15 protein-coding genes are annotated in these 14,408 nt (G+C 60.7%); 10 read left to right on the forward strand and 5 right to left on the reverse strand.

Annotated features, from left to right (window positions below):
• Nucleotides 1-75: 75 nt before the first annotated feature.
• Together OLZ32_RS37385 and OLZ32_RS37390 are read right to left on the reverse strand one after the other, a co-directional pair.
• Entirely contained in the window at nucleotides 76-1,596 is a 1,521-nt protein-coding gene (locus OLZ32_RS37385; RefSeq protein ID WP_264425427.1) for an ATP-binding protein, read from the reverse strand.
• A 218-nt stretch (nucleotides 1,597-1,814) separates the two neighbouring features.
• Nucleotides 1,815-3,812 carry a methyl-accepting chemotaxis protein gene (locus tag OLZ32_RS37390; RefSeq protein ID WP_264399034.1) on the reverse strand — a complete coding sequence of 666 codons (1,998 nt, stop codon included), beginning with the start codon at nucleotides 3,810-3,812 and terminating at the stop codon, nucleotides 1,815-1,817.
• 418 nt (nucleotides 3,813-4,230) lie between these two features.
• Here OLZ32_RS37390 and rpmH point away from each other — a divergent pair, with 418 nt between their 5' ends.
• From rpmH to OLZ32_RS37430, 8 genes are all read left to right on the forward strand, one after another.
• A complete protein-coding gene (gene rpmH, locus OLZ32_RS37395) occupies nucleotides 4,231-4,365 on the forward strand; it encodes a 50S ribosomal protein L34 (protein ID WP_003545006.1) in 135 nt (44 codons plus the stop codon).
• Nucleotides 4,366-4,385: 20 nt separating this feature from the next.
• Nucleotides 4,386-4,787, forward strand: a complete 402-nt coding sequence (rnpA, locus tag OLZ32_RS37400) for a ribonuclease P protein component (RefSeq protein ID WP_003545005.1) — start codon at nucleotides 4,386-4,388, stop codon at nucleotides 4,785-4,787.
• Complete coding sequence (gene yidC, locus OLZ32_RS37405) at nucleotides 4,787-6,580, forward strand: membrane protein insertase YidC (RefSeq protein ID WP_026160091.1); 1,794 nt, start codon at nucleotides 4,787-4,789, stop codon at nucleotides 6,578-6,580. The genes rnpA and yidC overlap by 1 nt, the downstream gene beginning before the upstream one ends.
• Nucleotides 6,581-6,732: 152 nt before the next feature.
• Nucleotides 6,733-7,386 (forward strand): ribosome biogenesis GTP-binding protein YihA/YsxC, encoded by a 654-nt coding sequence (yihA, locus tag OLZ32_RS37410; protein WP_003545002.1) that lies wholly within the window; start codon nucleotides 6,733-6,735, stop codon nucleotides 7,384-7,386.
• A 267-nt stretch (nucleotides 7,387-7,653) separates the two neighbouring features.
• Nucleotides 7,654-7,863, forward strand: a complete 210-nt coding sequence (locus tag OLZ32_RS37415) for a cold-shock protein (RefSeq protein ID WP_003545000.1) — start codon at nucleotides 7,654-7,656, stop codon at nucleotides 7,861-7,863.
• A gap of 133 nt (nucleotides 7,864-7,996) precedes the next feature.
• Nucleotides 7,997-8,221, forward strand: coding sequence for a hypothetical protein (locus OLZ32_RS37420; protein ID WP_264425431.1), 225 nt, complete (start codon nucleotides 7,997-7,999; stop codon nucleotides 8,219-8,221).
• A gap of 120 nt (nucleotides 8,222-8,341) precedes the next feature.
• Nucleotides 8,342-8,617 carry a hypothetical protein gene (locus OLZ32_RS37425; RefSeq protein WP_003544996.1) on the forward strand — a complete coding sequence of 92 codons (276 nt, stop codon included), beginning with the start codon at nucleotides 8,342-8,344 and terminating at the stop codon, nucleotides 8,615-8,617.
• 136 nt (nucleotides 8,618-8,753) lie between these two features.
• The gene (locus tag OLZ32_RS37430) at nucleotides 8,754-9,830 is read left to right on the forward strand and encodes a sensor histidine kinase (protein WP_003544995.1); all 1,077 of its coding nucleotides are present in this window, start codon (nucleotides 8,754-8,756) and stop codon (nucleotides 9,828-9,830) included.
• 272 nt (nucleotides 9,831-10,102) lie between these two features.
• Here OLZ32_RS37430 and OLZ32_RS37435 read toward each other — a convergent pair whose 3' ends face one another.
• The 3 genes from OLZ32_RS37435 to OLZ32_RS37445 form a co-directional block, all read right to left on the reverse strand.
• Nucleotides 10,103-10,657: a fasciclin domain-containing protein gene (locus OLZ32_RS37435; protein ID WP_003544994.1), complete on the reverse strand. Its 555-nt coding sequence runs from the start codon at nucleotides 10,655-10,657 to the stop codon at nucleotides 10,103-10,105.
• A gap of 127 nt (nucleotides 10,658-10,784) precedes the next feature.
• On the reverse strand, nucleotides 10,785-11,504 hold the full coding sequence (locus OLZ32_RS37440) for an anti-sigma factor (protein ID WP_026160090.1): 720 nt from the start codon (nucleotides 11,502-11,504) through the stop codon (nucleotides 10,785-10,787).
• A complete protein-coding gene (locus OLZ32_RS37445; RefSeq protein WP_017990111.1) occupies nucleotides 11,501-12,040 on the reverse strand; it encodes a sigma-70 family RNA polymerase sigma factor in 540 nt (179 codons plus the stop codon). Before OLZ32_RS37445 ends, OLZ32_RS37440 begins: the two co-directional genes overlap by 4 nt.
• 143 nt (nucleotides 12,041-12,183) lie before the next feature.
• On the opposite strand from OLZ32_RS37445, the gene argB reads away from it, so the two are divergent.
• Together argB and OLZ32_RS37455 are read left to right on the forward strand one after the other, a co-directional pair.
• Nucleotides 12,184-13,071 (forward strand): acetylglutamate kinase, encoded by an 888-nt coding sequence (argB, locus tag OLZ32_RS37450; RefSeq protein ID WP_003544982.1) that lies wholly within the window; start codon nucleotides 12,184-12,186, stop codon nucleotides 13,069-13,071.
• A gap of 69 nt (nucleotides 13,072-13,140) precedes the next feature.
• The gene (locus OLZ32_RS37455; RefSeq protein ID WP_264425433.1) at nucleotides 13,141-14,289 is read left to right on the forward strand and encodes an alpha-hydroxy acid oxidase; all 1,149 of its coding nucleotides are present in this window, start codon (nucleotides 13,141-13,143) and stop codon (nucleotides 14,287-14,289) included.
• The last annotated feature ends 119 nt before the right edge of the window (nucleotides 14,290-14,408 follow it).

Here is a 14,408-nt window from a genome sequence, read left to right on the forward strand (position 1 = left end):
CTTCGGGACAATGCAAGAGCATTTCTGAAAAAATCGCGTCTTTGTCTGCCCGAAGCCGCGCCTTGGTAAACCCCGTCACTTTTCAATATGCGTCCGGCTGCGGTAATCCTCCAGCGAAACCGGGCGATCGGGGATCTCGATGCGGAACTGCGTGCCGACCGTCGGTTTTTCCACCAGCGCGATCGTGCCGCCATGGGCGAGCACCAGCTCGCGGGCGATGGTGAGGCCGAGGCCGGTGCCGCCGGAGCGGGCGGAGCCGCGGAAGGCGGCAAAGAGGTTCTGGCGCGCCTTCAGCGGCATGCCGGGACCGGTATCATCCACCGTGATGCTGACGACGCTGCCGACGCGCTGGGCGGAGACGGTGATGCGCCTGACGGAACCCGGGCCGCCCTCGCCCGGCGACGTCAGCGCCTGCAGCGCGTTGCGGCAGAGATTGTGGATGACGCGGAAAAGCTGCTCGCCATCGGCATCGACCTCAAGTTCGGCGCCGATCTGCTCGACAAATTCGATGCCGCTTTGCGGATCGATCGCCAGCATGTCCTTGACGTCCTGGGTCAGTTCCAAAAGGCGGATATGGCGGCGGCGCGGCGCAGATTCGCTCGCCTTGCCATAGGACAACACCTCGGTGGTGTAACCGACGGCGCGGTCGATGGTGCGCAAGAGCTTCGGGGCAAAGCTTTTCACCATCGGGTCATCGACATCGACCAGCCGATCCGACATCAGCTGCGCCGACGCCAGGATATTGCGCATGTCGTGATTGATCTTGGAGACGGCGAGGCCGAGAGCGGCCAGGTTCTTCTGCTGCTTCAGCGTCTTCTGCAGTTCCATCTGCATCGAGGTGAGGTTGCGGCCGGCGACCGCCAATTCGTCGCGACCGCCGTCGCCGATATAGATATGGGCCGGGTTGTCAGGATCGGAGGAGAATTGCTGCATGCTGCCGGTCAGCCGGCGGATCGGGCCGATGAGGATGCGGTTGATCGCAAAGAAGATCAGCGTCGCCGTGAACAGCGAGATCAGCACCGACAGTAACAGGACATTGCGGGAATAGACCAACATCGCCCTGCGCAGCGGCCGGTCCTTCATCACCACCTCGACGCCGGTGTTGGTTTCCCCGACGGGGCCATAGACGCGGATTATCCTGCTGCCGCCGAAGACCAGCGTGTCGAGCGCATCGCTTATCGCCGTCACCGGCGGCACGTCGGTGAGATCATAGGCTTCATCGACGGAGGCCGGCATGTCGGTCGTCGCCAGCAGCCGCGAGGTGCCGTCCTTGCGCAGCACGATCGCCTTGGTGCCGGTTGCCTCCAGCGTCTCCTTTTGCAGCGCGCGCGGCAGCTCGACCGGCTGCAGCCCGTCAATGACGATGGCGGCGGCAGCGGCGGTGTTCAGCCTGTCCTGCAGCCAGCGCACGCGCATGCTGGCGACCGAGGGAAAGAAGATCAGGATTTCGGCGAGCATGATAAAGAAGACGGTGAGCCAGAGCAGCTTGCCGGAGAGACCGCCGAACAGGCGGGCAGGCGGGCACGGCGCCCTTGCGGCCTCGCCGGCCGCCGGATTTTGCGCCGAAGGTTTGTCGCCCTGGTCTGTTATCGGCATTCTCGTCTCGCCCGATCGGCAGCACTTCAGCCGCCCTTACCGTTGAGCTCTATATTAGACCAAGATGCTCCGCTTTCAAATCTTTGCGAGCAGCGTCACGTCGTCACAAAGAAACGCCGCCCGGAGGCGGCGTTAGAGTGGCGTGACCCGAGTTTTTTATTTTGCGCAATTCCGGACAGAAAACCGCTTTCACACTTTTCCTGGAATTGCACTGAGGATCAAAACTCTTCCCAGCTCTGCTCGGCTGCGGCCGCATTGCCGCCAAAGGCGCGGGCGACCTTGGCAATCGCCCGGCGGGCGGGCGAGGCGACCGGTCTTTGCGGCTCGCTGCGGACGAGCGCCACGGGCGTCGGCATATCATCCGGCAGCTTGAAGCGGGCAATGAGGCGCACCAGTCCACCGGCTTCGGCCGACAGCCTGTGCGTGGCGGCGGAGGTCTCTTCCACCATCGCGGCATTCTGCTGTGTCACCTGGTCCATCTGGTTGACGGCGGTATTGACTTCCTTGAGGCCGGTCGACTGTTCGGTCGCGGCGGTGGCGATCGAATGGATATGATCGTTGATGGCGATAACGCGGGTGCCGATTTCGGCCAGCGCCTCGCCGGTCGCCTGGACCAGCTTCACGCCAACCTGCACCTCGTTGCCCGACTTGGTGATCAGCGCCTTGATGTCCTTGGCAGCCGTTGCCGAACGCTGGGCCAATTCCCGCACCTCCTGCGCGACCACCGCGAAGCCCTTTCCGGCATCGCCGGCGCGTGCCGCCTCGACACCGGCATTCAGCGCCAAGAGGTTGGTCTGGAAGGCGATCTCATCGATGACGTTGATGATCTGGCTGATTTCGCGCGAGGCCTGCTCGATGCGGCCCATGGCCTCGACGGCATTGCCCACGACGACGCCGGAGCGGCCGGCATTCTCCTTGGCTTCGGACACCATGATGGTGGCCTCATGCGCCCGCTCGGTGGAATTCTGGACGACGGCGGTGATCTCGTCGAGCGCTGCCGAGGTCTGTTCGAGAGCGGCAGCCTGCTGTTCGGTGCGCTTCGACAGGTCATCGCTGGCATTGCGCAGCTCGGCGGTGTTGCCATTCATCGCTTCCGTCGTCTCGCGCACTTCGCGCATCGTCGCCTGCAGGGTGACGAAGGTATTGTTGACGTTCTGCTGCAACTCGGCGAAGGCGCCCTGGAAGTTGCCGCTCATGGTCTGGGTCAGATCGCCTTCGGCAAGGCTTGCGATGACGCGGCGGGTCTCGCCGATGCCGGCATCGACGCTCGACAGCAGCGTGTTGATGTTGCCGGCGAACTGGTTGAGGTTGTCGTCCTCGTAGTCCTTACTGATGCGATGGCCGAAATCGCCGGCCGCAGCAGCAGCCACGACGACGGACATGCTTGACTGCAGGTCGTCGCTCTTGGCGCGCATCGCTGCCTCCTGGGCATTCAAGCGCTTGACGGCAAGACCGTTCGCCTTGAAGACCGCAACCGCTGCGGCCATCTCGCCGATTTCATCCGGACGGCCGGCAAAGGGGACCTCGGCGTCGAAATTGCCGTCGGCGACTTCCTTGATCGCATGGGTGACGCGCTTGATCGGGCGGCTCAGATGGCTGGTGCCGATATAGAAGCCCATGCCGATGCCGACGGCGATGCCGATACCGGTGATGCTGAGCACGAGCATCAGCACCCAGGAGCGGAAGCTCTCGATCTCGGCGTTGACGGTTTCGAGCGCTGCCTTGTCGGTGGCGACGACGGCGTCGATTTCCGCCTGGAACGCCTTGCGGTTGGCGCGGTTGGCGTCGTTGTTGCCCTGTTGGTTCGCAGCCTCGGGGCCGACTTCCGTGCCGAGGCGGGCGGTCTCCGTGCGGAAGGTGCGGAATTCCGCGGCGCGGGCGACAAGCTTGGCAAAATCGGCCTTCTGGCTCTCGGGAACGAGCGGCGCCCAGCCCGAGATGACCTTGTCGATCTCGTCGAGGCCGGCCATCAGGCCCTTGGCGAAGTTCGGCGTATCCTTGATCGTTTTGGCGGCATAAATGCCGCGCGATTCCATAACCACGGCGGTGACGAAACGGTTGAGGCGTTCGCCGGCATAGGCGCGGCTGGCGGCATGCTCGTAAGCCGTCAGGTTGCGACTGTATTCGTGCATGGCGGACAACGCCGTTGCACCGATCAAAAGCGCCACCGCGCCCATCACGCAAACCAGCAGATTAATTTTGCCCCGGATCTTCAATGCAATGCTCCTAGCTACGCCACTGCCTGGAAATCAAACTCCCAGTCGATGCGTTGAATATCGGCGAAATTTATTAAAGTTAGATTTCTAATATTTACGATTGTGGCTTCGGCAATGATCCATGCCGAATGCGGCTCGGGCGCCTAAGCGCCTGAAAACCGGGGTAATTGGACTGCCTCGGCGAAAATTACAACCACTCAGGGCAGGCCAAATTTATTAATACCAGTGTGCGAAATTACTTTCTGAGCCAGCAGCGCAGAGTGAAATTATCCGGCATAATTGACTTTTATGGGCTTCATCCTTATAAGCCCGCGCACGTCCGGTAACTCAGGCCTTTCATGGCCCGCCCGTTCGAAAAACAACGCTCCTTGCATTATGCAAATTCAAGAAGGGCCGCACTCCGCGGTGTTTAAAATAAATGAAGCGTACCTACCAACCATCCAAGCTTGTTCGCAAGCGTCGCCACGGTTTCCGTGCCCGCATGTCCACGAAGGGTGGCCGCAAGGTCATCGCAGCCCGCCGCGCGCAGGGCCGCAATCGTCTGTCGGCGTAAGCCGGGTTGCCCGGTAAGAGATGGCGGGCGAATTGACGATCAGTGAGAAGAAACACACTGTCGGGCGGCTGAAGAGCCGCCCGCAGTTTCTTGCCGCGCGCGAGGGCGAAAAACGCCGGGGCGGCCTCTTCCTTCTCGAAGTCCTCGACCGGAAGGAACCCGACAGCCAGGCACGCGTCGGTTTTACAGTCACCAAAAAACATGGCAACGCGGTCGAACGGAACCGTATGCGCCGCCGCCTGAAAGAGGCGGTGCGGCTTCATGCGGGGTTTGCAATGCAGCCCGGACACGACTATGTGGTTGTCGCGCGCAGGGACGTGCTTGACGCGTCCTTCCAGGAATTGGCCGCGGAACTGAAATCCCGCGTGGAAACCAGGCCGAAACACCGGCGCTCCGGAGACGGACGCCCCAGGAACGTATGATGGAAAACAACCGCAATTATTTCATTGCGATCGCTCTCTCGGTGCTGATCGTCCTCGGCTGGCAGTTTCTCTATATGAATCCGCGCATCGAGGCCCAGCGCAAGGCGCAGGAAGCCCAGAAGGCGCAGCAGCAGACCGAGCAGGTGCAGCAGCCCGCAGCAGGCGGCCAGGCACCGGCCCAGACGAGCGGCGCGGCCCCTTCCGGCCAGGCGGCCGCGACGGCGACGCTCGAGCAGGCGCTGCAGAAGTCCCCGCGCGTCGTCATCGACACCCCGGCACTTTCCGGCTCGATCAACCTTGCCGGCGCCCGTCTCGACGATCTGAAGCTCAAGGGCTATCACGAGACCGTCGACGACTCGAGCCCGATCATCACGCTGTTCAGCCCGGCGGAAACCAAGGACGGCTATTTCACCGAACTCGGCTATATCGGCAGCGACGCGACGGGCAGCGTTCCCGGTCCCTCGACGCTCTGGACCGCACCTGAGGGCGCCAAGCTCACCGAAAAGACGCCGGTGACGCTTTCCTACACCAATGACAAGGGCCTGACCTTCACCCGCACTATTTCCGTCGACGAACGCTACATGTTCACCGTCGCCGACAAGATCGAAAACACAGGCCAGGCGCCCGCTGCGCTCTCTTCCTACGGCCGCGTGACGCGCTACAACAAGCCGACGACGCCGTCCGTCTACGTCCTGCATGAAGGCTTCATCGGCGTGATCGGCGATGACGGCCTCATCGAAACCAAATATAGCGCCGTCGAGAAGGAAGCCGTGGCACCGGCGAAGTCCACCGGCGGCTGGCTTGGCATCACCGACAAATATTGGGCGGCAACTATCGTTCCGCCGCAGAGTGCCGCCTATGAGGCGCATTTCTCCTATTTCGCCGATGGCCAGCCGCGCTATCAGGCCGACTACAAGGACGATGCCTTCACCGTTGCGCCGGGCCAATCGATCGAGCTGAAGAACCTCGTCTTCGCCGGCGCCAAGGAAGTGCCTGTTATCGACGGTTATGAGGCCAGCTATTCGATCCCGAAATTCGACCGGCTGATCGACTGGGGCTGGTTCTATTTCATCACCAAGCCGATGTTCAAGCTGATGGACTTCTTCTTCCGCTACTTCGGCAATTTCGGCGTGGCGATCCTGTGCACCACCATCGTCGTCAAGGCTCTGTTCTTCCCGCTCGCCAGCAAGCAGTACGCTTCGATGGCGAACATGAAGCGCATGCAGCCGAAGATGGAGGAACTGAAGGCGAAATTCGCCGACGACCGCATGGGGCTGCAGCAGGCAACGATGCAGCTCTACAAGGAAGAAAAGATCAACCCGATCGCCGGCTGCTGGCCGGTGGCGCTGCAGATCCCGATCTTTTTCTCGCTCTATAAGGTGATCTATATCACCATCGAGATGCGGCACGCACCCTTCTTCGGCTGGATCAAGGACCTTTCGGCGCCCGATCCGACGACGATCGTCAATCTGTTCGGCCTGCTGCCTTTCGAGGGGCCGACGCTGCTGCACCTCGGCGTCTGGCCGCTGATCATGGGCGTCACCATGTTCGTGCAGATGCGCATGAACCCGACGCCGCCCGATCCGACACAGGCGATGATCTTCAACTGGATGCCGCTGGTATTCATGTTCATGCTGGCAAGCTTCCCGGCCGGCCTGGTCATCTACTGGGCCTGGAACAACACGCTCTCGGTGGCGCAGCAGGGGCTGATCATGAAGCGCCACGGCGTCAAGGTCGAACTCTTTGACAATCTGAAGGGTCTGTTCCGACGCAAAGAAGCGCCGTCGAAATGACGCTTGCCAAGCCCCGCTCCGGCGGGGCTTTTCTTTTCCGGCAGCGGAAGAAGGAAACAAGGCATGCCGCGCAGGCGCCTGAAAAGCTTGACATCCGCCCGCAAAACCATGAAGCCCGGTAAAAGACCGAACCCAGAGATTGCAGAACCAGCATGCCCGAAACCGAAAAGCCGCTCTTCGGCCACCCATGGATCTTCATCCGCGGCGTGCCGTCCCTGAATTTCCTGCCGCCGGAAGGGCCGTTGGAAGTGGCCTTCGCCGGTCGCTCGAATGTCGGCAAATCCTCGCTGATCAATGCGCTGGTCGGCCAGAAGGGCCTGGCGCGCACCTCGAATACGCCGGGACGCACGCAGGAACTGAACTATTTCGTTCCGGATGGTTATTCCGGCGAAGGCGGTGACCTGCCGCCGACGGCGATCGTCGACATGCCGGGCTATGGTTATGCGCAGGCGCCGAAGGAGCAGGTCGACAAGTGGACCAAGCTCGTCTTCGATTATCTGCGCGGCCGCGCAACGCTGAAGCGCGTCTATGTGCTGATCGACAGCCGCCACGGCATCAAGAAGAACGACGATGACGTGCTTGATCTGCTCGACAAGGCCGCCGTCTCCTACCAGATCGTGCTCACCAAGACCGACAAGATCAAAGCGGCTGGTGTGCCGAAGCTCATTGCCGAAACGGCGGAAAAGATCCGCAAGCGCCCGGCCGCCTATCCCGGCGTGCTGTCCACCTCGTCCGAAAAGGGCGACGGGCTGGACGAATTGCGCCAAGCGATCGCCGAAACCGTCGGCATTGCCCGCTGGAAGTAGAGGGCGTACGCGGGCCGGACGCGGCGACCTGTCTGGTGTAAAGGCCTCAGCAGCATTCCAAAGTTGAATCTATTTCTAATTGAAAACTAAAGGTTGACGATGCAGCTTTGATGAGCTAGATAGCGATCATCGAATTTTGCTTGCTGGCTTGGTTATCGCGCGATTGGCACCGCGCTCTGAACGAACTTCCTTTCAAAAATCGCTGTCACCCTCCGCATCGCCTTGGCGTTGCGGTTCTTCAATATTGCTATGAAAGGGTTCATCATCATGGCCACTGGCACAGTTAAATGGTTCAATTCCACCAAAGGCTTCGGCTTCATTCAGCCTGACAATGGCGGCGATGACGCCTTCGTTCACATCTCCGCCGTCGAGCGCGCCGGAATGCGCGAACTCGTCGAAGGCCAGAAGATCGGCTTCGACCTCGAGCGTGACAACAAGTCGGGCAAAATGTCCGCGTGCAATCTCCAGAACGCTTAAATCGATATCTGCTTTCCTTTGACCACGGATGTACTGGCACTGCCGGAAGCACGTTATCCATCCAAGGCCAGGCGATTTGCCTGGCCTTTTTTGTTTTCGCTCGCGCGTCGAGCCCACCCATATCGGAGCCAACATGACAGAGACATACAGCAAATCGCGCCAGCGGGCGGAGATTGCCTTCGGCAACGTCCAGACCCAGTTCTTCGCGAAGAACCAGGCGGCCGAAGAACTCGAATCCGACGCCCAATCGCAACAGGCAAAGACGTTGCGGCTTCGGGAGGCACGGCTTGCGCGGGAACATAGTAATCGTTCATCGGCAACCTCTGCCCTCATTGCAAAACGCGCCAGGGCCCGCTGAGACCACAACCAGATCGCCACGGCTCGATATTTGAACGCGTCTGAAGCGACGGGCTTGCAGATCGCGCGCTGCAGCACGACCCAAAGCGTGCTGGCATTCACTCACATCATGGAAGCATCAATGGCAGAGACTCCGCAGGAACTTCAGTCGATCAATACGGCCTGGCAGATCGCTATTCAGGAAATTCTGCGCATGGTGATCAGAGATATGTATCACGGCGGCGGCGAGGCTTCGTTCAAGACGCATATCAAGCGTATCGAAGAAGCGGCCGTCGACAGTATTTACACGGATTTGCGGCTGCGCGGGACTGATGAATGGACGGAAGTGCTGGTCAAGGAAAGGGCGAGCAATTTCGTCACGACCCTGCTGACGTCATTTACGTATGACCGGACTTAAATCACGAACAATCGCCGAGTTAAGAAACGGCTTGCGTGGACTGACCGGCGTTGATTGCGCTTGCGTCCCTGCAGTTTTTGAAGCAACCCTAGTTCTCCTGCTGCGCAGGAGCAGCCGCGTCCACGAGTAATATTTGATGACTGAAAGCAACGACCAGCCGCTTTCGCCGGAAGGCGTCGGCAACTTGCCCCATCTTGCCGAAGCCCTTGATGACAGCCGGTTTCGACACTTTCTCGATCATGTGCCATTCGCGGTGGCTGTCTCCGAACTCGCTGGCAATGAACCGCTGATTTACGTCAACCTCGAATTCGAACGGCTGACGGCGCTTGAGGCAACCGAGGTCCAGGGAAAACCTTGGCCGGAAATTGAATTGAACTCCACCGCCGTCTCCGGAGAGGTGCCGCTCACGGCCGCTGTGACCTCTGCGGAGGAGTATATTGGTGCCTTCTCGCTGGTGGCCGAACCCGAGAGCACGGTCGTTATCGATGTCTGGTCGAATACCATCGTCGACGATGATGACACGCCGCTTTTCCGATTGGTGGCCTTTGCTGCCCGCAATGAGGCGACGGCCGCTGAGAGTTTCAGCGAACTGCTGACGGAGAAAGATGTCCTTCTGCGTGAACTTCAGCATCGCGTGAAGAACAATCTTCAGATGATCACGGCGCTCATCCGAATGGAGGCGCGCAATGCTCAGCAGAATGAGGAAAGCGAGAGATTTGCGCGGCTTGCCGGGCGGATTGAAGCCTTGGCCCTTCTCTATCGTTCGCTGTCGGACGAAGAGAAAGGCGCCACAGTCGATCTTGGCACCTATGTCAGCCAGATTGCCGCCTCGGTGATGGCGGCCCATGCCGTGGAAGGGATCCGGCTGGACATGAAGGTCGATACCTGGCCGGTTTCCGTCGATGTCGCCATGCCGGCCGGCCTCGTCATCAACGAACTCCTCACCAATACGCTGAAGCATGCTTTCGTGGGGCGCGATGGCGGAGAAATCACGCTTCGCTGTGTGGTCGGCGATACCGGCTGCAGGATTACCGTTGCTGATAACGGGGTCGGTCTTCCCCAGGATGTAACTTGGCCGCAGCCTGGGAAGCTAAGCGCGATGATCGTACAGTCGCTGAAACAAAACGCCCGCGCCGAGGTCGAAGTCAGCTCGTCCCCTGATACCGGCATGAGTGTCACCCTCGTCTTCCCGAGAGCCGAAGCGGCCCGATAGAGCGCCGCGCGTCTTTTCAGACCCGCTAAGGACGCTCTATGACTTTGAATCTGCGCGTAATCCTTTCCGAAAATCGATTCCGATTTCGGGGTTATGCGCTAGCCACCTCATCAATCTGTGTTTGGGGCGCCCTTAGAGCGGTTCAGCTTTTTATGGAAGCGTAGAACCGCTCTAACCTTTTGTTTTTGCGCAATTCCGGACGGAAAACCGCTCTGCACCTTTCCTGGAATTGCTCTAGGAGCGCCCCAATGCGTCTGCCGATACGAGCGGGCTTACATCTTCGGCAGCAGCACCTTGTCGACGACGTGGATGACGCCGTTCGACTGCTTGACGTCGGCGATCGTCACATGGGAGACGCCGCCGTTTTCATCGGTCAGGGTGATCTTGCCCATGTTTTCCTTAGCTTTCAGCACGCAGCCGCCGACGGTCTTGATGTCGTGCTCGCCGCCGTCATCCTTGATCATCTTGGCAACGGTCTTGGCCATCGCATCGGCGGCAACGACGTGGCAGGTCAAAACCTTGGTCAGCGTTGCCTTGTTTTCCGGCTTCAGGAGCGTATCGACGGTACCCTTCGGCAGGGCGGCGAAAGCTTCGTTGGTCGGCGCAAAGACGGTGAATGGGCCCTTGCCCTCGAGCGTGCCAACGAGGCCGGCCGCCTTGACGGCTGCGACCAGCGTCGTGTGATCCTTGGAATTCACGGCATTCTCGATGATGTTCTTGCTATCGAACATCGCCGCACCGCCGACCGTCGGGTTTTTCGCGGCGGCAAAGGCGACGGCGGACATGGCAGTGGCGAGCGCGAAGCCGCGTAATACGGACTTGATCATGATTTTCTCCTCACCGGACACCATCCGCGGGCTTTATGCCTGAGCGTCGTCCGGACATTTCGAACTACGGAGGGCCGCGCCGAAGAGTTTCAGCAAGGAGACATGATTTATGTTATGGCCGGTGCGATTATGGCCGGTGCAGGGGACCGCTTGCGATCACCGGACCAGTCGCCTGGCCGGTCGGCGAACCGCCGAAGGGTTCGAGACTGACGGCAAGCGTTGCGCCATCGGCTATCATGCTGCGCAGTTCGGCGGGAATAACGAGTTCACCGCTTTCGCCCGGCTGGAAGACGCCGAGCGATCTCGTCATGCCGCTGCCCGGGACCAGCCAGAGTTCCAGCGACTTCTCCTCCGGCTTGCCGGCGGCGACGGGCACGATTTTCAGCCGGCCGCTCTGAAGCTCGTAGGAGGCAAGAAGATTGATGGTGCTGTTCTGGCCCGAAAGCGAGGCCACCAATGGTGCAGGCCCCTGCGGCTCCGGCACCACGCCGGAGGCGAAGATGACGGCGCTGGCGGCGACGACGATGCAGGCGAAGCTCAGCGAGCGCCAGAAAACGGCGGAATTCCAGAGCCCCTGCGAAAAGGAGAGGGGCTTCTGGCCATCGCCGAACAGCCGCGCCTCGATCTGCTTGAAGGTTTCCCGGTTCGGAGCAACGCCTTCATACTCGTCGTTGAAGGCGGAGAGGTTGGTTTCCCAGCGGCTGACGATCGCGGCGAAGGGGCGGTCGTGGCGCATGCGCTCTTCCACCACCCGGCGATCCTGCAACGACAGGACGCCAAGCACATATTCGCCGGCGAGAACCTCGTCGCGGGAGCGGTCTCCCTTGCTTTTGTCGGGCGATGTCATCGTTCCATGCACTCTCTCAGTTTCAAGAGGCTGCGCCTGAGCCAGGTCCGCATCGTGTTCAGCGGGACACCAAACTGATCGGCCAGTTCCTGATAGCTCAGCCCTTCGACATAAGCCCGTTTCACCGCGACCGCACGATCAGCTTCCAACTCTTCCATGCAGGTGTCAATCCGCCTTCCTTCATCCTTGGCCACCGTCTGCATTTCCGGATCGGGTCCGGCATCGGCAAGATCGTAGACCGTGTCCAATTCGTCGGCGACTGGCTTGCGCGCCCGCAGCGCATCGATCGACCGGTTGCGGGCAATTGCGGCCAGCCATGCCGAGGACGAACCCGAGGCGACAGAGAAGCTGCGAGCGCGTTGCCATATGCTGATATAGACTTCCTGCAGAGCTTCTTCGGCTTGCGTGCGATCCTTCAAGATACGCAGGCAGATCGACAAAAGTTTCGGTCCGGTCTGATTGTAGAGGGCCACGAAAGCCCTGCGATCGCCGAGTGCGACGCGGCCGATCAAGTCTGCGATGTCATCGCCTTGCATGCCGTTCCCTATCTCAAGCTTGCGTGCGCCAGACGGTAACGGCGTCCGGCTCCGCGATAGATACGAAAAACTATTGCCCTCTGGATTATTCCCTCTGCCAGAAACTTGCGATAAAAGGCCGCGAACAATTCTGCGGGGTTCCCATGAACGAAACCGAAAGCGAAATGCAGGCACGGCTTCTGGCCAAGGCACTGCCCTTCATGCAGCGTTACGAGAACAAGACGATTGTCGTGAAATATGGCGGCCACGCCATGGGCAATCCCGAGCTCGGCAAGGCCTTTGCCAGCGACATCGCGCTGTTGAAGCAATCGGGCGTCAACCCGATCGTCGTTCACGGCGGCGGCCCGCAGATCGGCGCCATGCTGAGCAAGATGGGCATCGAATCGAAATTCGAGGGCGGCCTTCGCGTCACCGACCAGAAAACGGTCGAGATCGTCGAGATGGTGCTCGCCGGCTCGATCAACAAGGAAATCGTCGCGCTCATCAACCAGACCGGCGAATGGGCGATCGGCCTTTGCGGCAAGGACGGCAACATGGTCTTCGCCGAAAAGGCGCGCAAGACCGTGAAGGATCCGGATTCGAACATCGAGCGCGTGCTCGATCTCGGTTTCGTCGGCGAAGTGGTCGAGGTCGACCGGACGCTGCTCGATCTGCTTGCCCGCTCCGAGATGATCCCGGTCATCGCCCCCGTGGCGCCTGGCCGCGACGGCGCCACCTACAATATCAACGCCGATACCTTCGCCGGCGCAATTGCCGGCGCGTTGAACGCCACCCGGCTGCTGTTCCTGACCGATGTGCCCGGCGTACTCGACAAGAACGGCCAACTGATCAAGGAGCTTTCGGTCGCCGAAGCGCATGCGCTGATCGCCGATGGCACGATTTCGGGCGGCATGATCCCGAAGGTCGAGACCTGCATGGATGCGATCAAGGCCGGCGTGCAGGGTGTCGTCATCCTGAACGGCAAGACCGCCCATTCCGTCCTGCTCGAGATCTTCACCGAACACGGCGTCGGAACGCTGATCGTTCCCTGAACGAGGCTGCGCCCTTCACTTGCGAAGGGCGGATCTTCCTGGCACGGGAACAGGGTATCGAGGAACGAAATGCGCCTGACAGACTGCTATAATTTTCACGATTTCCGGCGCATGGCCAAACGGCGTCTTCCCGGACCGATATTCGACTATATAGACGGCGGCGCCGATGACGAGGTGACGTACCGGCGCAATACCGCGGCCTTCGAGGCCTGCGATCTGGTGCCTGACGTCTTGCGCGGTGTGGCCGATGTCGACATGTCGGTGACCGTCATGGGGCAGAAGCTCGCAATGCCGGTCTATTGCTCACCGACGGCGTTGCAGCGCCTTTTCCACCACCAGGGGGAGCGGGCGGTCGCGGCAGCGGCGGCAAAACACGGGACGATGTTCGGCGTCTCCTCGCTCGGCACGATCAGCCTGGAGGAAGCGAGACAGATCAGCAACGGGCCGCAGGTCTATCAGTTCTATTTCCACAAGGACCGCGGCCTCAACCGCGAGATGATGGTGCGAGCGAAAAATGCCGGCGTGCAGGCGATGATGCTGACGGTCGACAGCATCACCGGCGGCAACCGCGAGCGCGACAAGCGCACGGGCTTTGCCATTCCCTTCAAGCTCAATCTTGCCGGCATGACCCAGTTCGCGATCAAGCCCTCCTGGGCGATCGACTGGCTGACGCACGAGCGCTTCCGGCTGCCGCAGCTCGAAAACCACGTCAAGATGGATGGTGGCGCGCTGTCGATCAGCCGATACTTCACCGAGATGCTCGACCCCTCGATGTCGTGGGACGATGTGGCGGAGATGGTGCGCGAATGGGGCGGGCCATTCTGCCTGAAGGGCATCATGTCGGTCGAAGACGCCAAGCGCGCGGCCGAGATCGGCTGCAGCGGCATCGTGCTTTCCAATCATGGCGGGCGCCAGCTCGACGGCTCGCGCAGCGCATTCGACCAGCTGGCCGAGATCGTCGACGCCGTGGGCGACCGGATCGACGTGATGATGGATGGCGGTGTGCAGCGGGGAACGCATGTTCTTAAAGCGCTGTCGCTGGGGGCGAAGGCCGTCGGGCTCGGGCGCTACTATCTCTTCCCGCTTGCCGCTGCCGGACAGCCCGGCGTCGAACGGGCGCTGGAGACGATGCGCACCGAGATCGAGCGCGGCATGAAGCTGATGGGCTGCACCTCGGTCAGCCAGCTCAGCCGGCGGAATCTGCGCTTCCGTTCCTGAGCGGAACGGGATTTCATTCCGGGCCGCAGCCTTTCGTACTAGAGCGGGATTGTTTTATGTCCGTTCATATCCGGCTTCTTTGAAGTAGTTTTGGCGCTCTTTCGGCGAGACGGTTTGAA

The sequence above is a fragment of the Rhizobium acaciae genome, assembly GCF_025941625.1.
In the GTDB taxonomy this organism is placed as follows: Bacteria; Pseudomonadota; Alphaproteobacteria; order Rhizobiales; family Rhizobiaceae; genus Rhizobium; species Rhizobium acaciae.